18 protein-coding genes and 1 riboswitch are annotated in these 21,116 nt (G+C 73.7%); of the genes, 8 read left to right on the plus strand and 10 right to left on the minus strand.

Annotated elements, in window-relative coordinates; genetic code table 11:
* Positions 1-45 precede the first annotated feature (45 nt).
* Entirely contained in the window at positions 46-1,368 is a 1,323-nt protein-coding gene (locus tag ACZ4QV_RS29215) for a GNAT family N-acetyltransferase (protein ID WP_361634459.1), read from the minus strand.
* A gap of 472 nt (positions 1,369-1,840) precedes the next feature.
* On the opposite strand from ACZ4QV_RS29215, the gene ACZ4QV_RS29220 reads away from it, so the two are divergent.
* Together ACZ4QV_RS29220 and ACZ4QV_RS29225 are read left to right on the plus strand one after the other, a co-directional pair.
* Positions 1,841-2,152: a hypothetical protein gene (locus ACZ4QV_RS29220; protein ID WP_361155356.1), complete on the plus strand. Its 312-nt coding sequence runs from the start codon at positions 1,841-1,843 to the stop codon at positions 2,150-2,152.
* Between the two features lie 243 nt (positions 2,153-2,395).
* Positions 2,396-3,997, plus strand: a complete 1,602-nt coding sequence (locus tag ACZ4QV_RS29225) for an ABC-F family ATP-binding cassette domain-containing protein (RefSeq protein WP_467763592.1) — start codon at positions 2,396-2,398, stop codon at positions 3,995-3,997.
* Positions 3,998-4,021: 24 nt separating this feature from the next.
* Here the strand turns inward: ACZ4QV_RS29225 and ACZ4QV_RS29230 are convergent, their stop codons facing one another.
* Together ACZ4QV_RS29230 and ACZ4QV_RS29235 are read right to left on the minus strand one after the other, a co-directional pair.
* Positions 4,022-4,786, minus strand: coding sequence for a class I SAM-dependent methyltransferase (locus ACZ4QV_RS29230; protein ID WP_361155360.1), 765 nt, complete (start codon positions 4,784-4,786; stop codon positions 4,022-4,024).
* A gap of 144 nt (positions 4,787-4,930) precedes the next feature.
* Complete coding sequence (locus ACZ4QV_RS29235) at positions 4,931-5,869, minus strand: alpha/beta hydrolase (RefSeq protein WP_361155361.1); 939 nt, start codon at positions 5,867-5,869, stop codon at positions 4,931-4,933.
* A gap of 112 nt (positions 5,870-5,981) precedes the next feature.
* On the opposite strand from ACZ4QV_RS29235, the gene ACZ4QV_RS29240 reads away from it, so the two are divergent.
* Positions 5,982-6,983 carry a GlxA family transcriptional regulator gene (locus ACZ4QV_RS29240; protein WP_361878858.1) on the plus strand — a complete coding sequence of 334 codons (1,002 nt, stop codon included), beginning with the start codon at positions 5,982-5,984 and terminating at the stop codon, positions 6,981-6,983.
* 164 nt (positions 6,984-7,147) lie between these two features.
* A complete protein-coding gene (locus ACZ4QV_RS29245; protein ID WP_467763593.1) occupies positions 7,148-7,786 on the plus strand; it encodes an HD domain-containing protein in 639 nt (212 codons plus the stop codon).
* A gap of 39 nt (positions 7,787-7,825) precedes the next feature.
* Here ACZ4QV_RS29245 and ACZ4QV_RS29250 read toward each other — a convergent pair whose 3' ends face one another.
* On the minus strand, positions 7,826-8,890 hold the full coding sequence (locus ACZ4QV_RS29250) for a LacI family DNA-binding transcriptional regulator (protein ID WP_361155367.1): 1,065 nt from the start codon (positions 8,888-8,890) through the stop codon (positions 7,826-7,828).
* A gap of 596 nt (positions 8,891-9,486) precedes the next feature.
* On the opposite strand from ACZ4QV_RS29250, the gene ACZ4QV_RS29255 reads away from it, so the two are divergent.
* On the plus strand, positions 9,487-10,446 hold the full coding sequence (locus tag ACZ4QV_RS29255) for a carbon-nitrogen hydrolase (protein WP_361155369.1): 960 nt from the start codon (positions 9,487-9,489) through the stop codon (positions 10,444-10,446).
* 233 nt (positions 10,447-10,679) lie between these two features.
* Here ACZ4QV_RS29255 and alaS read toward each other — a convergent pair whose 3' ends face one another.
* The 3 genes from alaS to ACZ4QV_RS29270 form a co-directional block, all read right to left on the minus strand.
* Positions 10,680-13,331 carry an alanine--tRNA ligase gene (gene alaS / locus ACZ4QV_RS29260; protein ID WP_467763594.1) on the minus strand — a complete coding sequence of 884 codons (2,652 nt, stop codon included), beginning with the start codon at positions 13,329-13,331 and terminating at the stop codon, positions 10,680-10,682.
* Between the two features lie 58 nt (positions 13,332-13,389).
* Positions 13,390-14,454 carry a tRNA (adenosine(37)-N6)-threonylcarbamoyltransferase complex transferase subunit TsaD gene (gene tsaD, locus ACZ4QV_RS29265; protein WP_467763641.1) on the minus strand — a complete coding sequence of 355 codons (1,065 nt, stop codon included), beginning with the start codon at positions 14,452-14,454 and terminating at the stop codon, positions 13,390-13,392.
* A 211-nt stretch (positions 14,455-14,665) separates the two neighbouring features.
* Complete coding sequence (locus tag ACZ4QV_RS29270) at positions 14,666-15,262, minus strand: histidine phosphatase family protein (RefSeq protein WP_467763595.1); 597 nt, start codon at positions 15,260-15,262, stop codon at positions 14,666-14,668.
* Positions 15,263-15,412: 150 nt separating this feature from the next.
* A riboswitch (cobalamin riboswitch) is annotated at positions 15,413-15,494 on the plus strand.
* A gap of 54 nt (positions 15,495-15,548) precedes the next feature.
* Here ACZ4QV_RS29270 and ACZ4QV_RS29275 point away from each other — a divergent pair.
* The gene (locus ACZ4QV_RS29275; RefSeq protein WP_361878846.1) at positions 15,549-15,767 is read left to right on the plus strand and encodes a CbtB domain-containing protein; all 219 of its coding nucleotides are present in this window, start codon (positions 15,549-15,551) and stop codon (positions 15,765-15,767) included.
* Positions 15,768-15,782: 15 nt separating this feature from the next.
* Entirely contained in the window at positions 15,783-16,544 is a 762-nt protein-coding gene (locus ACZ4QV_RS29280) for a CbtA family protein (RefSeq protein WP_361155377.1), read from the plus strand.
* 223 nt (positions 16,545-16,767) lie between these two features.
* Here ACZ4QV_RS29280 and ACZ4QV_RS29285 read toward each other — a convergent pair whose 3' ends face one another.
* A complete protein-coding gene (locus ACZ4QV_RS29285) occupies positions 16,768-17,565 on the minus strand; it encodes a CAP domain-containing protein (protein ID WP_467763596.1) in 798 nt (265 codons plus the stop codon).
* Between the two features lie 290 nt (positions 17,566-17,855).
* Between ACZ4QV_RS29285 and guaD the strand changes: the two genes are divergently transcribed.
* On the plus strand, positions 17,856-19,235 hold the full coding sequence (guaD, locus tag ACZ4QV_RS29290; protein ID WP_361878837.1) for a guanine deaminase: 1,380 nt from the start codon (positions 17,856-17,858) through the stop codon (positions 19,233-19,235).
* Between the two features lie 40 nt (positions 19,236-19,275).
* Here the strand turns inward: guaD and ACZ4QV_RS29295 are convergent, their stop codons facing one another.
* Positions 19,276-19,836 carry a glycoside hydrolase family 25 protein gene (locus ACZ4QV_RS29295; protein WP_361155383.1) on the minus strand — a complete coding sequence of 187 codons (561 nt, stop codon included), beginning with the start codon at positions 19,834-19,836 and terminating at the stop codon, positions 19,276-19,278.
* 361 nt (positions 19,837-20,197) lie between these two features.
* Positions 20,198-21,088, minus strand: a complete 891-nt coding sequence (locus ACZ4QV_RS29300) for a DUF72 domain-containing protein (protein ID WP_467763597.1) — start codon at positions 21,086-21,088, stop codon at positions 20,198-20,200.
* Positions 21,089-21,116 lie beyond the last annotated feature (28 nt).

The following is a 21,116-nucleotide window of genomic DNA, read 5'->3' on the forward strand; positions in this document are numbered from 1 at the left end:
GCCGGCGGGACGGCGGCTCGCGGGCCGCCGGTCACCTCACCGGCCTCAGAAGGCCGTCGGACAGAACGGCGCCGGATCGTGGCGGAAGGCGGCGGAGGCGGCGCGCAGCGCGCCCGGCCGCAGCTCCGCGACCCGGCCCGCGAGCGCGAGCTGGACCGGCGAACCACCGCCGAGCAGCACCGCACCGACGTCCCGGGCGTCCAGCGCGAGATCGGCCGCGGCCCCCGTCCGCGCACACACGGCACCGCCCCCGGCTTCCGCGCACAGCCGCCAACGCCCCTCGTTCCAGGGACACATCACGTCCCGCACCTCCAGCACCACATCCACCGGCGCGCTGTACGTACGGGAGGTCAGCGCGCGGTCCAGGTCCACGGCACGGGCGTACAACTGATCACGAACGGTCGGCGCGGCGCTGCGCGGATCGTCGAGCAGTGCCAGCAGCGGGTCGTCGACCGGGCGGCACGCAGCGCTGACGGTCCCGGCCAGGTCGGTGTCCAGCAGCGCCCGCCACACGAAGGCGTACGCGGCCGGGTCGCGCGCGAACACCTCCCGGACCGACAGGGCATAGCGCGGCCGGGACCGCTCCCAGGCGGGCCGCAGCCGGTACAGCGCGTACGCGCGCGCTTCGCCGCCGGGCCCCGAGACCACCATGCACAGCAGCCGGCCCGCGCCGTGCCGTCCGTCCGGCTCGTCCTCGACGGCGCGGCGCTGCCAGGCGGCGTCCCGGCGCAGCAGACCGGGCCGCTGGGACAGACAGGCGCGGTAGACATCGGCTATGACCGCGTGCGCCTCGTCGGGCGGGACGACGTCCAGGGTCAGCCCCGCGGCAGCCACCTCCCCCGTGAAAGCCCGTGCCTCGGGCGGCACGGACACCTCCACGGCCTGGGAGGCGAGCCCGAACCCGAACCGCCCGTAGATCCCCGGCTCGGTCGAGTGCAGGACCGCGACCGGCTCGGCCCGCTCCTCGTGCAGCGTGGTGAGCGCCTGTCGCAGCAGCTCGCGCATCAGCCCGCGGCGCCGGTGCGGCGGCGCGACCGCCACGTACCCGATGCCGGCCACGGGGGCCGGGCCGCCCGGCAGCGTCATCTCCAGCGCGTACCCGGCGAGGGTGGCACACGGGCGGCCGCCGTAACACGCGACGAGGGAACGCTTCGGTTCGAAGAGGGCGCCGACCACGGCGCTGTGGGCCGGCGAGTGCGGATGTCCGCCGTACGCGAGGTCGAGCACCGCCCCGAATTCCGCCCATTCCGCGGCGGCCCGGAAGGTGTATCCCGCGGCGGCCCGGCCGCCTTCCGCACCGGTCCGCACGGCCGTTCCGGTATCCGGCCGCACGTCCTCCCGCGCTGCCGTGTCCGCCACGTTCCCCATAACCCGCTCCAAGCCCGTCATCGGCCTCGTGCCCGGGAAGAGGTGCGGCGAGCGCGGCGCGTAAAGGTCGTCGGCGTTCGACGCAGAGGCCGTATCGGCTGCTCCGGTGCGGCGCGGTACGCCGCGGAACCGGAGAGATGGTGATCGCGAGGCCCGGATCGCGAATTCCTCATGCGTCGATGTGCCGGGGCCGCCGGAAAGGCTGGGTTCCAGGTTTGTGAGGCGGCAGGGGACTGTCAACCCTCCGGAAAAAAGAATCATGCCCCCGCCACCGCCGCCGGTTACGCCCGCCCCGCCCCCCGGTCAACCCTCCATTCCGGCCAGCGGGCCCGCCGCCGGCCCGCACTCCCCACATCTGGCCAACGTTGTCGAACGCCCTTGCTGGCCAGTGACGTCCGGGCCCAAACTGCCCTAGCCGCCGGTCAGTTGATCGCCGGCCCGCATTCCTACGAGGACGCGACAGGAGCAGGCAATGCAGAACGGCACGTTCCTCTCCGGCAAAACCGCCCCCGGCGAAGGCTGGCAGAACTACCCCGACCGCAATGGCGACGGCATCTACATCGACGTCGACACCAGCGCCGGGCAATTCACCGAAACCCCCGCCTATATCGCTGCCCTCACCGGAGACGACCGCATGTGGATGACCACCGGCGGAAACACGGTCTACGCCGCTACCCCCACCGGCTTCCGCATCTACGTCCGCCGCGTCGACCGCCAGCCCATCGACCCCGAATACGCCGCCAAGAACGGCTGGCACATCGCCTGGATAGCCGCCGAAACGTGACGCCAGGGCCTCGCCCGCCGGCCCCCGCGGGAAATGCCGCGGGGGCCGGCGGGGTGGGATGCATTCCCCGCACCCGCCTGACCAGGCGTTCGGCCCCTCCTCCGGATCCGCCACCGAAAATCGCGTGCGCTTCCCCGCCCCACCCTCTACCCTCGCCACCATGTCGACCCCCCGGATCTCCTAGCTCGGACACCCGCTTTCGCGCCACCCGTGTGTCCTTGAGCTGTTCCGGAGTGTCAAATCATGATTACCGTTCGTGGTGCCGACGTGCGCGTCGGTGCCCGGCTTCTGCTGTCCGGTGTGTCCTTCCATGTGGGGCCCGGTGACCGTGTCGGTCTGGTGGGCCGTAACGGGGCGGGGAAGACGACCCTGCTCGACGTCCTGGCGGGGCGGGTGCCGCCGGCTGCCGGGGAGATCGTGCGTACGGGGAGTCTCGGCCACCTGCCGCAGGACTCCCGGGCGGCCGACCCGGCCGTCACCGTCACCGACCGCATCCTGTCCGCGCGCGGGCTGGACCGAGCCGCGGCGGAGCTGCGGCGGGCCGGGGACGCGCTGGCCGCGGCCGTGGGGCCGGGGACGCAGGAGAAGGCGATGGCCGCTTACGCGCGGGCCGAGGACGCCTTCCAGGCGTCTGGCGGGTATGCGGCCGAGGCCGAGGCGGCGCGGGTCGCGGACGGGTTGGGGCTGCCCGAGCGGGTGCTGCGTCAGCCGGTGGGCGGGCTGTCGGGCGGGCAGCGGCGGCGGGTGGAGCTGGCCCGCATCCTGTTCGCCGGACACGGCACGCTGCTGCTGGACGAGCCGACCAACCACCTCGACGCCGACTCGGTCGCCTGGCTGCGCGGCTACCTGGCCGCTCACCGGGGCGGCCTGGTACTGATCAGCCACGACACCGGGCTGCTCGCCGACACCGTCAACCGGGTGTTCCACGTGGACCCGTCGCGGGCCGCCCTCGACGTGCACAACACCGGGTGGCACGCCTACCTCGCCCAGCGCGCGGCGGACGACCGCCGCCGGGCACGGGAGCGCGCCAACGCCGAGCGCAAGGCGGCGGCGCTGCACAGCCAGGCCGACAAGATGCGCGCGAACGTCGCGACGGCCGTCTCCGCGAAGAACATGGCCCGCCGCGCCGACCGGCTGCTGGCCGCGCTGGAGCCGACGCGCCGCAGTGCGCGGACCGCGCGCATCCGGCTGCCCGAGCCCGCGCCGTGCGGCCGGGTGCCGCTGGGAGCCGTGAGCCTGGCCAAGGCGTACGGGGAGCACCGGGTGCTGGACGGCGTGGACCTGGCCGTCGACCGGGGGAGCCGGCTGGTCGTGCTCGGCCTCAACGGGGCGGGCAAGACGACGCTGCTGCGGCTGCTGGCCGGGCGGGAGACACCCGACGCGGGCCGGGTCGTCGCCGGGCACGGCCTGCGGCTGGGCTACTTCGCGCAGGAGCACGACACGCTGGACCCGGCCCGTACGGTCCGGGAGAACCTGGCCGCCGCGGCGCCGCATCTGAGCGACGGCGAGGCCCGGCACGTCCTCGGCTCGTTCCTCTTCTCCGGGGACGACGCGGACAAGCCGGTACGGGTGCTCTCCGGCGGCGAGAAGACCCGGCTGGCGCTGGCCGGGCTGGTCCACTCGCGCGCCAACGTCCTGCTCCTGGACGAGCCGACCAACAACCTCGACCCGGCCTCCCGGGACGAGGTGCTGGGCGCGGTCGGCACCTACCCCGGCGCGATCGTGATGGTCAGCCACGACCCGGGCGCCGTCGAGGCGCTCCGGCCCGACCGGGTGCTGGTGCTGCCGGACGGTACGGAGGACCTGTGGGGGCGGGAGTACGCGGAGCTGGTGGAGCCGGCGTGAGGGGCGGCCGGCCTCCGCGGGAGGTCAGGCGGGCTTGCGGGCCTCGATGAGGAAACGGGTGGAGTGGGCCACGAACGGGCCCTCCGCCCGGATCTTCTCGTCCAGTTCCCGCAGCCGGCCGCGGTAGCGGTCCACCGTGAAGCCCGGGACCATCCAGATCACCTTGCGCAGGAAGTAGACCACCGCGCCGATGTCGAGGAACTCCGTACGGAGGGCTTCGGCGCGCAGGTCGGTGATCTCCAGACCGGCGGCCTCGGCGTCCCTGCTCTCGTCGTCGGGGTGGCGCCGGCGCCGTACGTCCTCGGGCTGCGGGCCGAGGAAGTACTCGACCAGCTCGAAGACGCTGGCCGGGCCGACGTGCTGGGCGAAGTACGTGCCGCCGGGCCGCAGCACCCGGGCGATCTCCGACCACCACACGGTGGCCGGGTGGCGGCTGGTGACGAGGTCGAAGGCGCCGTCGGCGAAGGGCAGCGGCGGCTCGTCCGGGTCGGCGACGACGACCGCGCCGAGCGGGTGCAGCAGCGCGGTCGCCTTCGCGACGTTGGGCGGCCAGGACTCGGTGGCCGCCATGACGGGCGGCAACGGCCCGGCGCCCGCGAGGACTTCGCCGCCGCCGGTCTGGATGTCCAGCGCCGCCCGGGCGTGGGCCAGCCGCTCGCCCAGGCGGCGCTGGTACCCCCAGGAAGGGCGCTGCTCGGTGGCCCGGCCGTCCAGCCAGGAGAAGTCCCAGCCTTCGACGGATACGGATTCCGCCTCGGCCACCAGGTCGTCGAAGGTGCGTGTGGTCATGGGGGGATCGTCTCAGGGGGAGGGGGTGGTTTGCTACGTAATTTGGTGGTTTGTTCGGAGGGAGGGAGGGAGGTCAGGCCGGTGTCGGGGCCGGTGGCCGGGGCGGTGGCAGGCCCCGGGTCAGGGGTGATGGCGAGTCCGGTGTCACGGGCGCAGGGCTTCGCGCAGGGCGCGTACCTGGTCCGCCAGACTGCGCTCGCTGACCCGAGCCTTCGGGAACAGCAGGTCGAAGCCGTGCACGGCGCCCGGGACCTGGACCAGTTCGGTGGTGACCCCGGCGGCGCTGAGGCGCCCGGCGTAGGCGCGGCCCTCGTCGCGCAGCGGGTCCACCTCCGCCACGGCGATGTAGGCGGGCGGCAGTCCGCCGAGGTCGGCGGCCCGGATCGGGGAGGCGTACGGCTCGGGGTGGCTCTCTTCCGCGTAGTAGCGCCAGGCCAGCTCCATCGCGGCCCGGTTGAGGACCGGGGTGTCGGTGAACTCGCGCACCGAGGCGCTCGTCAGGCCGCCGTCCACGCCCGGGTAGGTCAGCGCCTGGAAGACGATGTGCGGCCCGTCGAGGTCACGGGCGCGCAGGACGGTGGAGGCCGCGATGTTGCCGCCGGCGCTTCCGCCGGCGACGGCGATGCGCTCCGGGTCGCCGCCGATCTGCGCTGCGTTGGCGGCGATCCAGGTCAGGGCCGCGTAGGCGTCGTCGGCCGCGGCCGGGTAGGGGTGTTCGGGCGCGAGGCGGTAGTCGACGGAGACGACGACGGCTTCGACGTCCCGGGCGTACCGCAGGGAGCGCTCCTCCTCGGCCTCGGGGGATCCGTAGGTGAAGGCTCCGCCGTGCACGTAAAGGATCATCGGCAGGCTGTCGCGGGTGTCGGGCCGGTAGACGCGCAGGCGCAGTTGTCCGCCCGGCCCCGGGATGAACAGGTCCCGGACCTGCACCCGGTCGTCGGCGGGAAGGTCGGGGTGCTCCCGCAGCAACGCGTACCGCTCGGGGTCGGCGAGGACGGCGTCCAGGCCGTACACGGGGAAGATGCCGGTGTCGGCGGTGTCGAGCAGCGTCTGGATCTCGGGGTCGACAGCGGGAACGGTCATGACGGGCCGCCACCTTTCGGGTGGGAGTGCGGAAAAGGAGACGGCACCAGCTTCTCCGGACTCCGAGAGCGACAGAAGTGGCCCGGGGGCCAGCATGTGCAACTATCGGGCCATGACTGTCGCAGCTCCGCACCGGGTGACGGTGCTCGCCCTCGCGCCCGTGGTCGCGTTCGACCTCAGCATCCCCGCCCAGATGCTCGCCATGGTCACCCCGCGGGCCGGAGACGCGGCGTACGAGGTGCGGGCCGTCACACCGGACGGCTCCACGGTGGCGACGGTGAACGGGTACGGCGTCATGCCCCAAGGCGACCTGTCCCTGCTGGAGCACGCCGACACCGTGATCGTCGCGGGCACCCGCTGCCCGGACGTGCTCGACGACGGCGTGGTGGACCCCCGTGTCGCGGACGCGTTGCGCGCGGCCACCGGGCGTCGCGCCCGGATGGTGTCCCTGTGCACCGGGTCGTTCGTACTCGCGGCCGCCGGCCTGCTGGAGGGGCGCCGGGCCGCGACGCACTGGCGCTACGCGGAACAGTTCCGGCGCCTCTTCCCGTCGGTCGCCCTGGACACCGACCCGCTCTACGTCGCCGACCGCGGGATGCTGACCTCGGCCGGCGGCGCGGCGGCCATCGACCTGTGCCTGCACCTGATCCGGGAGGACCACGGCAGCTCCGTGGCCAATCAAGTGGCCCGGTACAACGTCGTCGCGCCCATGAGGGACGGCGGACAGGCCCAGTACATCGACCATCCGGTCGCGGAGGACGCGGGTACGTCGACGGCCGCGGCACGCGCGCTGATGTCGGAGCAACTGGACCGGCGGCTGTCCCTCAAGGAGCTCGCGGCGCACTGCCACATGAGCGTGCGGTCGTTCACCAGGCGGTTCCGGCAGGAGACCGGCACGTCACCGGCGGACTGGCTGACGTCCGCCCGCCTGAAGCACGCCCGCTACCTGCTGGAGTCGACGGAACTGCCCGTGGACGACATCGCCGCCCGTACCGGTCTGGGAAGCGGTACGAACCTGCGTCAGCACATGCGGGTCACCCTGGACACCACCCCCTCCGCCTACCGGAGGGCCTTCCGCTCGACCACCGCTTCCCGTACGGAATCACGGCCCTGACCGCGGCCCCGGGTGCACGGTCCACACGGGGCGTGTCCGGATGCGTGGCCCTCTTGCCCGTACGGCCATGGCGCCGGGCGGGCCGACGGGCGAAGGTGGAAGCCGGCCCCGGAACCCTGGGACCGAAAGGCCGGAACCCTGGGGCCGAGAGGAAGGAGGACGTCGTGAGCGAGGTGATCGCCGATGTGCGGATCCCGGACAGCGCCCTGGCGCGGGAGGCGACCGAGCTGGTGCGCGAGGCCGCGCCGCCGCTGCTGTTCGACCACTCCCGCCGGGTGTTCCTGTTCGGGGCGCTGCGCGGGCGGGAGCAGAAGCTGGAGTTCGACTCGGAACTGCTCTACGTGGGAGCGATGTTCCACGATCTCGGGCTGACCGAGCGGTACCGCCGCACCGACCAGCGTTTCGAGATCGACGGTGCCGACGAGGCCCGCGCCTTCCTGCACCGGCACGGCATCACCGGCGAACCGGCCGACCGCGTCTGGACGGCGATCGCCCTGCACACCACACCGGAGATCCCGCTGCACATGGCGCCCGAGGTGGCCCTGGTCACCCGGGGCGTGGAACTGGATGTCCTGGGCATCGGCTACGACGCCGTCTCCGACGAGCAGCGTGCCACCGTGGTCGCGGCGCACCCGCGGCCCGACTTCAAGAACCGCATCCTGGCGGCCTTCACCGAGGGCATCAAGGACCGGCCCGGCACCACCTTCGGGAACGTCAAGGCCGATGTCCTCGCCCACTGCCTCCCCGGGTTCGAGCGCGGCGACTTCGTGGAGGTCGTCCGGGGGTCCGACTGGCCGGAGTGACGGAGTGGGAGCCGTGCGGGGACGGTGCGGGGCTGCGTGTCAGGTGGCGCGTGAGGTGGACGAGCCGCCCGGACCGACCCGACCGCCCGGCCCCTCCGTCGCCCCCTCCGGGCGGCTGGAGGCCCGTACCCGCAGGGACCAGTCGTGGTGGCGTACGGTCAGCGGCCCGGCGCGGCCGGCCAGGATGTCGCAGAGCAGGGCGGCGCAGGCCCGCCCGTACGCGTCCGGGCGCAGGTCGATCGCCGTCACGGGCGGCGCGCAGGCGCGCAGGGCCGGGCCGTCCACGCAGGAGGCGACGAGCAGGTCACGCCCGGCCGTACGGCCGAGTCCGGCGGCGGCCCGCAGGACTCCGGCGGCGGCACCGTCGGGCGCGCAGACCACCGCGTCGACGGCGGGCGTGTCCGCGAGCAGGTCCACGGTGGCCTGCGCGGCCTCGTCGGGGGTGGCGGCGAACGGCACGGTCCGCACGGTGACGGGAAGCCCGTGCGTACGGCTCCAGTCGTCCGCCGTCCCGCGCAGCGCGGTGGCCCACGCCGAGGTGCCGGCGGGCGCGAGCAGCGCCGGGCGGCGGGCGCCGGACGCGCGCACATGGTCCAGCAGCGCGGTCAGCGAAGCGGCGTTGTCGCAGACCACGGCACCGGCGGGGGCGGCGGCCGTACCGAGGTACCGCTCACCCGTGACGACGGGTACGCCCGCGTCGAGCAGGCCGGGCACGTCGGCATCGGTGGCCTCCGGGTCGATCACGAGCAGGCCGTCCACCCGGGAGGCGAGCCGCCCGGCGGCCCCGCCGCCCGGGGCCAGCAGCACCACGTCCAGGCCGTCTTCCTGGGCGCGGGTCACCGCCCCGAAGGCGAGGGTCATGTAGTAGTCCAGCCGGGTCGCGGTACGGGGCAGGTGCAGGCCGATCGCCCCGGTGCTGGCCCGGCGCAGCCGCTGGGCGGCGCTGTTGGGCCGGTAGCCCAGCCGGTCGGCGGTGTCCCTGACCCGGCGGCGGGTGTCCTCGGCCACCCGGCCGGACCCCTGGAGCGCGTCGGAAACCGTGCTCTTGGAAACCCCGGCGGCCCGCGCCACATCGAGCAGGGTCACGGTGCGGCGGCTGGTCACGGGGCGCAAGTCTAGACGTACGGGGGCGCTGGCGGGCCGGGGCGCGGGCCGGGTACGGGGAGGGAGGAGGGGACGAGGGCGTCGCGTCGTGACGGTGGCGTGTCGTTGGTACGCCGGCGTCGCGTCGATACGCCTGCGGCTCGTTGGTACGAGGGTGTCGCGTCGCTACGCCCGGAGCTCGTCGATACGGGAGCGTCGCGTCGTCACGGTAGCGGCTCGTCGGTACGGGGGCGTTGCGTCGTTACGGCCCTGGCTCGTCGAGTCGTGTGCGCCGCGTCGTTACGGTGGCGTATCGCCGGTACGGGCAGGGCAGGTCACGTCGGTAACGGCGGTGATCCGTCGATGCGGGGCCGGTTCGTCGATACGGTCCCGTTGCGCCGATACGGGGCTGACCCGTCGCTACGGCCCCGACTCGTTGCTGCGGCCTCGACTCGTCGCTACGGGCCGTCCCGTACGTCGGCCACCCCCTTGCCGGAACGTTCCGGCACTCGTACATTGCTCTCTGCCGGAACGTTCCGGCGCGGTGTGCCTGCCTCCGCGCTCCGCCGCATCCGTCTACCTACGCCCCCGCGACCTCCCGCGCCCCAGGAGCCCCCATGCGTGTGATCACGGCCCTCACCCCGCCCGCCTCGCCGGCCCGTACCCGGCCGGCCGACCGTGCCCCGCTGCGCGTCGCCCTCGTCCAGGAGCGCTGGCACCCCGACCCCGCCGAGCACCGCGCCGCCCTGGCGGAGGGTGTCCGGCTGGCCGCGGCGGAAGGCGCGCGCGTCGTCTGCCTCCAGGAGCTGACGCTCTCGCCGTACTTCGCGGTGGTCCGCAAGGCCGACCACCCCGAGCCCGCCGAGCCGGAGGACCTGCGCACCGGGCCCACGGTGACCTTCGCCGCCGAGGCCGCCCGTGCCCACGGCGTGTACGTGCACGCCTCGCTGTACGAGCGGGCCGACCCCGAACCGGGTCCGGACGGCACGGTGACGCCCGACGGCCTCGGCTACAACACGGCTGTCCTGGTCGCCCCGGACGGCACCCTCGTGGCCCGTACGCGCAAGACCCACATCCCCGTCACCGAGGGCTACTACGAGCACCACTGGTTCCGCCCGGGCCCGGCCGGCGCCGACGCCTTCCCGACCCACGCCGTCGAGAACGCCGTCCTCGGCCTGCCCACCTGCTGGGACCAGTGGTTCCCCGAGCTGGCCCGCGCCTACTCGCTGGCCGGCGCCGACGTGCTGGTCTACCCGACCGCCATCGGCTCCGAACCGGGCCACCCCGGCTTCGACACCCAGCCGCTGTGGCAGAAGGTGATCACCGGCAACGCCGTCGCCAACGCCACCTTCATGGTCGTGCCGAACCGTATCGGCACCGAAGGCCCGCTGACGTTCTACGGCAGTTCCTTCATCGTCGACCCGTACGGCCGCGTCCTGGCCCAGGCGCCCCGCGACGAACCCGCCGTCCTGGTGGCCGACCTCGACCTGGACGCCCGCCGCGACTGGCTGGAGCTGTTCCCGTTCCTCGCCACTCGCCGCCCGGACGCCTACGGCCCGCTGACGGTGACGGACTGACCGCGGTACGGACCGACCCCAGTACGGACCGACCGCGGTACGGACCGATCGCGGTACGGACCGACCCCAACTCCCTGCGAAGACGGCCGACCGGCATCACCCGTAAAGACACCCGACCATCCCCATCCCCAAAGACAGCGGCGGGCGCCCCCGTCCAGGAGCCGCCCGCCCGTGTCACCTCACGCCTGCCTCTACTCCCCGAGCAGCCCCCGCTACTCCCCGAGCAGCCCCCGCTACTCCCCGAGCAGCCCCGGCAGCGCGCCCAGCGTCTGCGGCAGTTGGTCGGCCGCCAGGCCGCCGCCCTGGGCGAGTTCGGGGGAGCCGCCGCCGCGCCCGTTCAGCAGGCGCTTGACCAGGTCCGACGCCGAACCCCCGGCGGCCTTGCCGGCCTTGTTCAGGGCGACCACCAGGGCCGCCTTGCCCTCCGTGGCCGAGCCGACGGCCACGGCAGCGGGCTGCCCCGCCGGCATCCGGTCCCGTACGGCCATGGCCAGCGCGCGGGCCTCGTCGGCGCCGCCGTCCGCGGTGGCGGTGACCACCAGGAAACCGGCGGCCTGCACGGCGGAGCCGGCCAGCTCGGCGGCGCGCGCCACGGTGGCCTGCTGCCGCAGCCGCTGGTTCTCCCGGTCGCTCGCCTTCAGGCGCTCCAGCAGTCCGGCCACCCGGTCGGACAGTTCGGCGCGCGGGGCCTGGATCTGCTCGGCGATCCGGGCGACCAGGTCGCGTTCGCGGGCGAGGTAGCCGAAGCCCTCGATGCCGACGGAGGCCTCCAAGCGGCGCATGCCGGCGCCGACGGACGATTCCGCGGTCAGGGCGACGATCCCGACCTGCGAGGCGTGCGAGACGTGCGTACCGCCGCACAGCTCGCGCGACCAGGCGCCGCCGATCTCGACGACCCGCACCTTCTCGCCGTACGTCTCGTCGAAGAGCGCGAGGGCGCCCAGTTCCTTCGCCTCGGGGAGCGTCATCCACCGCACGCCCACCGGCAGGTCGCGGCGGAGCGCCCGGTTGGCGGCCTCCTCGATCTCGCTGCGGGTGGTGGCGGAGAGGCCGCCGCGCCACGGGAAGTCCAGGCGCAGGTAGCCGGGCCGGTTGTACGAGCCGGACTGGAGGGCCGTCGGGCCGAGGATCTCGCGCAGCGCGGCGTGCAGGACGTGCGTACCGGAGTGGGCCTGGCGTGCGCCGAGCCGCCACTCGGGGTCGACGGCCGCGTGCAGGGCGTCTCCGAGGGCGAGTTCACCGGCGGTGACCCGTACCTGGTGGGCGACCAGGCCGGGCACCGGCCGCTGCACGTCCAGCACCTCGGCCTCGACGGAGGTGCCGGACAGCCGTCCGGCGTCGCTGTCCTGGCCGCCGGACTCGGCGTAGAACGGAGTGCGGTCGAGGACGACGGTGACGATCTCGCCCTCGCGGGCCACCGGCACCGGGCCCTGGGCGCCGAGCAGGGCCAGCACCTTGGAGTCGGTCTCCAGGGTGTCCCAGGCGCGCCAGTCGGTGGGCCCGTGCTCGTCCAGGACCGTGCGCAGCGCGGAGGTGTCCACCGCGCCGCCGGACTTGCGGGCGCGGGCGTCGGCGCGGGCCCGTTCACGCTGTTCGCGCATGAGGGCGGCGAAGCCCTCGCGGTCCACCTCGACGCCCTGCTCGGCGGCCATCTCCAGGGTGAGGTCGATGGGGAAGCCGTAGGTGTCGTGGAGGAGGAAAGCCTGCTTGCCCGGGAGCGAACGGCCGCCCTCGGCCTTGACCTTGGTGACGGCGGTGTCCAGGACGGCGGTGCCCTGGCGCAGCGTCGCGCGGAAGGCGTCCTCCTCGCCGGCCGCCTGGCCGGCGATCCGCTCGTAGGCCTCGGCGACCTCCGGGTAGCTGGGCGCCATGCAGTCGCGGGCGACCGGCAGCAGTTCGGGCAGGGCCCGGTCCTCGTAGCCGAGCTGGCGCATCGAGCGGACGGCGCGGCGCAGGATGCGGCGCAGCACGTAGCCGCGGCCCTCGTTGCCGGGGGTGGTGCCGTCGGCGAGCAGCATCAGGGCCGTACGGACGTGGTCGGCGACCACGCGCAGCCGTACGTCGTGCTGCTCGTCGTCGCCGTAGCGGACCCCGGCGAGGGCGGCGGCGCGGTCCAGGATGGGGCGGGTCTCGTCGATCTCGTAGAGGTTGTCGACGCCCTGGAGGAGGGTGGCCATCCGCTCCAGGCCCATGCCGGTGTCGATGTTCTGGCGGGGGAGTTCGCCGAGGATCGGGTAGCCGGACTTGCCGGTGCCCTCGCCGCGCTCGTACTGCATGAAGACGAGGTTCCAGAACTCCATGTACCGGTCCTCGTCGACCTCCGGGCCGCCCGCCCGGCCGAACTTGGGCCCCCGGTCGTAGTACAGCTCCGAGCAGGGCCCGCACGGTCCCGGCACGCCCATCGACCAGAAGTTGTCCTCGTCGCCGCGCGAGACGATGCGCTCCTCCGGCAGCCCGGAGACCTCCCGCCACAGGGTGCGCGCCTCGTCGTCGGAGTGGTGCACGGTGACCCAGATCCGTTCGGGGTCCAGGCCGTACCCGCCGTCGGCGACGGACTTGGTGGACAGCTCCCAGGCGAACCGGATGGCGTCCTCCTTGAAGTAGTCGCCGAGCGAGAAGTTGCCGTTCATCTGGAAGAACGAGCCGTGCCGGGTGGTCTTGCCGACCTCTTCGATGTCCAGGGTCCGCACGCACTTCTGCACGCTGGTCGCCCGCGGCCAGGGCGCCGCCACCTCACCGGTCAGGTACGGCTTGAAGGGCACCATGCCCGCGTTGACGAACAGCAGGGTCGGGTCCGGCGTCGGCAGCGGCGCGCTGGGGACGACGGTGTGGCCGCGCTCGGCGAAGAAGTCGAGGAAGCGGGCGCGGATCTCGGCGGTACGCAAAGGGGGCTCCGGGGCGGTCGGTGGCGGAAGGGGGCGGTGGCGGTCGGCCGTCGGGCCGTCAGGCTGCGGTCGCCGCCGCGGCCCGCGCCGCCCTGGCGACCGGGTGCAGGGCCGCGTACTCCAGCGGCGCCGACGGGTCGATCGAGAGGTCCAGCGGAGCCGGTGCGGCGCCCGCCTGGACGAGGAGGTCGCCGACGGCGGCGATCATCGCGCCGTTGTCCGTGCACAGCCGCAGGGGCGGCACGCGCAGCGTGATGCCCGCCTTCTGGCAGCGCTCCTCGGCGAGGGACCGGACGCGCGAGTTGGCGGCGACACCGCCCACCACCACCAGGGTGCCCACGCCGTGCTCCTTGCAGGCCGCGACGGCCTTGCGGGTCAGGACGTCGGCGACCGCCTCCTGGAGGGAGGCCGCGCCGTCCGCGACGGGCAGTTCGCCGTCGGTGTGCCGTTCGGCCCAGCGCGCGGCGGCCGTCTTGAGGCCGGAGAAGGAGAAGCCGTACGGGTCGTCGCGCGGCCCGGTCAGCGGGCGCGGGAACGCGACGGCCTTCGGGTCGCCCTCGCGCGCGGCCCGGTCGATCGCGGGGCCGCCCGGGTACGGCAGGCCGAAGACCCGCGCGACCTTGTCGAAGCACTCCCCGGCGGCGTCGTCGAGGGTGTCGCCGAGGTGCACGATCGGGTCGCGCGCCAGGTCCCGTACGAGGAGGAGGGAGGTGTGCCCGCCGGAGACGATGAGCACCATGCAGGGGTCGGGCAGCGGGCCGTGTTCCAGGGTGTCGGCGGCGACGTGCCCGGCGAGGTGGTGCACCCCGTACAGCGGCACGCCCAGCCCGTACGCCAGGCCCTTGGCACCGGCCAGGCCGACCTGGAGGGCGCCCGACAGGCCGGGGCCGGTGGTCACGGCCACCGCGCCGATGTCGGCCATGGTCAGACCCGCGTCGTCGAGGGCGCGGTGCACGACGGGGGTGAGGGAGTGCACGTGCGCGCGGGCCGCGATCTCCGGCACGACGCCGCCGTAGCGCGCGTGCTCGTCCATGCTGGACGCCACCGCGTGCCCGAGCAGCTTTCCGTCGCGGACCAGGCCCGCCCCGGTCTCGTCGCAGGAGGACTCGATCCCCAGCACCACTGGAGAGCCTGGAGATGCCACCGCACCGCTCCTTCGTACCCGTTCCGTACCCGGCTTCGCCGCCGCCTTGCTGCAAGTGGGGCGCCTTGTTGCGAGTGATGTGCAACAACCCGTCTCCGACCAGGATACGGCGGCCCGTACCGGCCCGGGCGGGGGCCGCGGGCGGGCCGGCCCCGCCGGGGAAGGGCCGCGGGGCGGTCCGCGCGGGCGGTCACGGCGCCCCGGGAGCCGCCGGCCCGCCGAGTTCCCCCGCCACCCGGGCGTTCCACCGGCCGTCCCGCCCGCTCAGCGCCGTCACGGTCAGCGGCGGTACGTCCACCCGCCAGAAGGACGAGGGCGGTGCCCCCAGCGCGCACACCACGCACGCACGTACGACGTCCGGTTCCGCTACGGCCACGATCCGGCCGCCCTCCGCCGCGAGGCCCGCCAACCAGTCCGCCACCCGGCCGAGGAACTGCGCCAGCGTCTCGCCGCCGTGCGGCGCGCTGTGCGCGTCGGACAGCCAGGCCGTGACTGCCGCGGGCTCGGCGGCCAGCACGTCCTCCAGAGCCAGCCCCCGCCAGCGGCCCATCGCACGGCCCGCCGCCCCCGGAGCCGGGTCCGCGCGCAGGCCGAGCGCTTCGGCCGTCTCCCGGCAGCGCGCGGACGGGGAGGTCAGAGCCCGGTCGGCGGGCAGTGCGGCGGCAGCGGGGCGGGCGGCGTGGGCCCGGCGCAGACCGTCCGGTGTCAAGGGTTCGTCGGCCGGGAAGCGCACGGCGCCCAGGGCGTCGTCGAGGGACGGTGAGACCAACATCACCCGAGTTGTCATGCGCACCTCTTTCGACGGGGAGAACTGAGGGCGCACCAGGGGAACGGCCGGGCGCGCGCCCGTCGCCGTGCGCCCTCGGCGCCGTCCGCGGGGCCTTGGCCCGGCCGCCGCCACGCGGTACGTTCCCGATGATATTGACGATGACATGACGGAAGCCGGTGGAATTCCGGCGCGGTCGCGCCACTGTGAACCCGCACCGGTCCCGTACGGGACCGACGGGCGAGCCAGACCCGCCCTGTCGTCACGACTCCCCGACCGGGACGCGAGTTCCCCAGGAGGTTCCGCCATGGCCCAGTCCGTCGCGCCGCCCGCCACCGGCCACGCCGCGCCCGCCCCCCTCCCCGTCCGGACGGTCCTGCCGTGGGCGGTGTTCGGCGGCATCCTCATGCTCGTCCTGCTCTACTTCGTCGGCGCCGAACAGGGCGCCACCGCGCTGTTCTCCGGCACCGGCGTGCACGAGTGGGTCCACGACGGACGCCACCTCCTCGGCTTCCCCTGCCACTGACCGGGGGCTCCGCACATGAACTCCGCCACCGTCAGATCCCTCCTGGTGCGCGGCATGCTGGCCGGCCTCGCCGCCGGCCTGCTCGCCCTGCTCGTCGCCTACCTGCTGGGCGAACCGCAGGTCGACGCCGCCATCGCCTTCGAGGACGCGCACGCCCACGAACACGGTGCCGAGGTCGTCAGCCGCGCGGTGCAGTCCACCGCGGGCCTGGCCACCGGCGTCCTGGTGTACGGCGTCGCACTGGGCGGGATCGCCGCCCTGGCCCACTGCGTCGCCCTCGGGCGCGTCGGCCGCTTCGGCCCCCGCGCCACCGCCCTGCTGCTCTCCGGCGCCGCCTTCGGCGCGCTCTGCCTCGTACCGTTCCTGAAGTACCCGGCCAATCCGCCGTCCGTCGGGGACCCCGACTCCATCGGCACCCGCACCGCGCTGTACTTCCTGATGATCGCCCTCAGCGTGCTGCTGGCCGTCGCCGCCGTCATCCTCGGCAAGCGGCTCGCACCCCGCCTGGGCACCTGGTACGCGACGGTCGCCGCCCTGGCCGCCTTCGCCGCGGCCGTCGGCCTCGCCTACGCGTTCCTCCCGGCCGTCAACGAACTCCCCGCCGACTTCCCGGCCCTGCTGCTCTGGAAATTCCGCCTCTCCGCACTCGGCGTCCAGCTCGCCCTGTGGACCGCCTTCGGCCTGCTCTTCGGCGAACTGGCCGAACGGGCCGTGGGAGTACGGGCGGCCACCGCTCCACGAGGGGCGGAGGGGGACGCCGTGCCGTCGGCGCACTGAGCCGGGGCGTCACCGCGGTTCCGGAGCGCGAGCATCCGCAGCGGTCCGGGACCGTAGGGGGTGCCGGCCGGGGCACGTCCGGTGCCTCCCGGAGACGTACGTGCCGTCAGGTGGCGTACGCCGGCCGGGGCGCTGGCACCCCTCTCAGAGTGAGCGGATCCCAGAAGGGCGGACCTCGGAGTGAGCAGATCCCAGAGGGGGAGAACCTCGGAGTGAGCGGATCTCAGAGGGGGCGGGCCAGCAGCAGCGTCCACCACGGGCCGCGGTCGTCCGTGCCGCTGTTGATCCCCACTCCCGCGTGCCGGAACGCGCAGTCCGCCAGCACCACCTGGTGCTCCGGGCTGCGTGCCCACGCCCGCACCACCTCCGCGGCCCCCCGCTGGCCGCGCGCGATGTTCTCGCCCGCGCGGCGCCAGTCGTACCCGACGGCCGAGAGCCGGCTGCCGGGGCCGGAGCCGCCGCGTTCCCGGTGCGAGAGCGAGCCCTCGCGGGCCATGTGGTCGCTGTGCCGCTGGGCGGCCTTGGTGACCGTACGGTGCGCCCGTACGGGACGGCAGCCGGCCTTCGCGCGCTCCCGGTTGACCAGCCGGACGACGGCCGCCCTGGTAGCCGCGGCGTTACGGGGGGCGCGGGCGAGGGCGGGTGCCCGGAGGGTCTGCGAGGCCGGGGCCTCGTACGGTGCCAGTGCCGTGTACGGCGAAAGGGCCGGGTGGGCCAGCAGTGTCTCGTACGGCGCCAGTGCCTCGTACGGCGACGGGGCCTCGTACGGCGACGGGGCCTCGTACGGTGCCAGTGCCGCATACGGCGACGGGGCCGCGTACGACGAAAGGGTGGTGGACGCGGCTTCCGGAAGCCCCGAGCGTCCGCCCGGAGGCGTCGCGATGGCGGACCCGCCCACCGTCAGCCCCGCCAGGGCCAGTACCGCCACCACCGCCCGTACCGCGTACCGCGCAGCCCGCCGGTCCGCTCCGCGTCCCCGACGCCCGCGCGCTCCCGCCGCCGCGCCCCGGTCCGCGGTCACGTCCGTACTCCCGCCCGCACTCCCGCGCTGACGTCCACCTGTACTCCCACGCTGACGTCCACCCGTACTCCCGCCCATTCGGCCCCAGTTCCTCGACAGTCATCGGCTGTGGCGACCCGTCGTCACCCGGCCGGCGCCGTACCCGGCAGCCAGCCCGGTGACAGTCTTGCCGTCCCCGCCCCCGCCTCTGTCGTCCGCGGCCGATACCCGACCCGTTCGGCTGTACGGACCGGCCACCCCGCTGACGTACGCCAGATCCATCCCCGCCCGGAACGGGTACCCGCCCGCCCATGACCACCAGCACTCCGGCCCCCACTCCCGCTCCCGCTCCCACTCCCACCCCCGCCCCCGCCCCCGTCTCCGCCGTCCGCGGCCCCCTCGTCCGCTTCCGCGCCGACCCCTTCCGCACCGGCACCGCGGAAGCCCTCGTCCACGACCCCGACGGGCTGCTGATCTGCGAGGCGGGCCGTATCACCGCCGCAGGCCCGTACGCCGCCCTCCGCGACCGGCTGCCGCACGGCACCGAACCCGTCCACTACCCCGGGCACCTCATCACCGCCGGCTTCGTCGACGCCCACACGCACTACGTGCAGACGGAGGCCGTCGCCCGCTTCGGCGCCCAGCTTCCCGACTGGCTCGACCACACCTACGTGACCGAGGAACGCTTCGCCGACAGCACCCACGCCCGCCGCGTCGCCTCCTCCTTCTGCGACGAACTCCTGCGCAACGGCACCACCACCGCCCTCACCTTCGCCTCCGTGCACCCCGGCTCGGCCGACGCCCTGTTCGAGGAAGCCACCCGGCGCGACCTGCGCATCGCCGCAGGCAAGGTCCTGATGGACCGCAACGCCCCCGAGAGCCTGCTCGACACGGCCCAGCGCGCCTACGACGAATCCCTCGACCTGATCCAGCGCTGGCACGGCAAGGGCCGCAACCTCTACGCCGTCACCCCCCGCTTCGCCCCCACCAGCACCCCCGCCCAGCTCGAAGCCGCCCGCGCCCTACGCGCGGCCCATCCCGACACCCTCCTGCACACCCACATCTCGGAACACCGCGACGAAATTCCCTGGGTCCGCTCCCTCTTCCCCGACCGCGACGGCTACCTGGACGTCTACGACCACTACGGCCTGCTCGGCCCCCGCACCGTCCTCGCGCACGGCATCCACCTCACCCCCTCCGAACGCGACCACTGCGCCCGCACCGGCACCGCCGTGGCCCACTGCCCGTCCTCGAACCTCTTCCTCGGCAGCGGTCTCTTCCCCCTCCGCGAAGCCAAGGAAGGCGACCACCCGTTCACCGTAGCCCTCGGCACTGACATCGGCGCCGGCACCAGCTTCTCCCTCCTCCAGACCATGCGCGACGCCCACCAGGTCGCCAAACTGCGCGACCACGCCCTCGACGCCGTCAAGGCGTTCCACCTCGCCACCCGCGGCGGCGCGGAGGCCCTGGGCCTGGCCGACACGATCGGCTCCCTGACACCGGGCCAGGAAGCCGACTTCACCGTCCTCGACCCACGCGCCACACCCCTCCTGGCCGACCGCACCGCCCGCGCCGAGTCCATCGAGGACCTCCTCTTCGCACTGAGCATCCTCGGCGACGACCGAGCCGTACGGGCCACCTACACAGCGGGCCGACTGGCGTACGAGCGGGACGGGGGCGAGGGGGAGTAGGCGGTGGGCACGTGTCGTCCCCCACCCTCGCTCGTACCCGTCACTCCTTCCCGGCGGCAGCCCACTTCTTCAGCGCGTCACGGTTCTCGAACTGCGCGACGTTCTTGTCCAGCGGCCGGTCGGTGTGCTGGTGGAAGAGCCACTTCGCCTTGATACGCGGCTTGCCGGGGCTGACGTAGTCGGCGATCCACAGTCCGTCCGCCGCGTACGACGAGGTGTCGTGGCCCTTCCAGAAGGACACGTTGGTGTACAGCAGTACGCGATGGCCCGGGGCCAATTTCTTCACCTCGCGCAGGAACTGGTCCTTCTGCGCCCCGCTCGCGTGCGTACCGGAACTTGTCGTTTCCCAGTCGGCGGCGAGCACGTCACCTTCTTTCGCCCCGCATTTCTCGACGAAGTACCTGGCCTGGGCGGCGATGTTGCCGGGCCAGAGGAAGTGGTAGAAGCCGACCACACACCCCGCTTTCCGGGCCTCGGCCGCTTGATCCGCCCGGTGCGGGCTGGCGTAGGAACGCCCTTCGGTCGCCTTGATGAACACGAAGTCCAGACCGGCCGCGTCGTAAGAGGACTGGTGAGCGGAGATGTCGACGCCGTGCAGCATGGGATGCCTCTCGGTGGGGGAAGGGCGAAGGGACGTGATGTGGCGATTCGTGCGAGGAATGCGGAAGGCCGCTTCGCCGGGAAGCGGGAACGCAGGCCATCGCGCCGCCAGGACAAGGGAGCGGGAGAGCAGCAGAGCGATAGATCAACCGGTCAACAGCGCAACAAGGGGTCGGAACCTCAACCCGAACCCAAGGCATCACAGAATGCGAATCCGGACGCCTCTCGCCCCACTCCCGCTCCACGTCCTCCTCGGCACGCCTCCCTCATACATTCCCCGTAATTCCCGCGTGTCATCCCCCGCCGTCCCGAGCCCCCGTGGCACTCGTGTGCGCCCCCACCCTCACTTCACCCCTCGACCCTCACCCCAGCCCTTCGGGCAGACCGAGCAATCTCCGCATCGACTCGGCGGCCCGCACGGCCGCGTCCGCACAGCAGTTGTTGAACAGCACGTGCACCAGGCCGGTTCGCCCCGCCATCGTGCGAAGGCGCGGCACCCACTCCGCCAACTCCGTCTCCGCATACGTGTACCTGAACCGCTCCTCCTTGCTCCCGGTGCCCCACGCGGCATTACGCCCGTGAAAGCGCACCACCGCGAGCCGGTCGTCCGTGACCGGGGTGACCGGAGGTATCGACACCGGCAACGTCTGGGCCATGTCCACCGCGACGGCCGTCATGCCCAGTTCCGTCAGCATCGCGGCCGTGGACGCCTGCCGCTTTCCGTCCCGCCACCATTCGGGATGCCGGAACTCCACCGCGACCGGCCACCCTTTGGTCCGCTCCCGGCACCGCCGGAGAAACGCCTCCGCCCGCGCGCCCGGCGCGAACCACGGCGGAAACTGAAACAGCAACGTACCGAGTCGCCCCGCCTCCCGCAGCGGCTCCACCGCCCCGCTGAACCGTCGCCACACCTCGTCCAGCAGCCCACCGTCCTCCGCGTCGGTGCTTCCCCTGCGGCGCACGAAAGCGGACCGCAGATCCGCGGGCAACGCGGCCGGCCGCGTCGGATGCCCGGTGAGCAACGAAAACGCCTTCACATCAAACCGGAACGTCTCCGGCGTCCGTTCGGCCCACAGGCGGCTGTTGCGCTCGCTCGGCAATGCGTAATACGTCGCATCGACCTCCACCACCGGAAACCGTCCGGCGTAATGCCGCAACCGCCCCTCCGGGTCCCGCCGCCCCGCCGGATACCACCCACTCGAAACCAACGCCCGATCCGTCCACGAACACGTCCCGACCAAGATCTCACCCATGGCACCCGGCTACCCCGATCCGGCTCCT

It is taken from the genome of Streptomyces sp. NPDC026394, assembly GCF_055567735.1.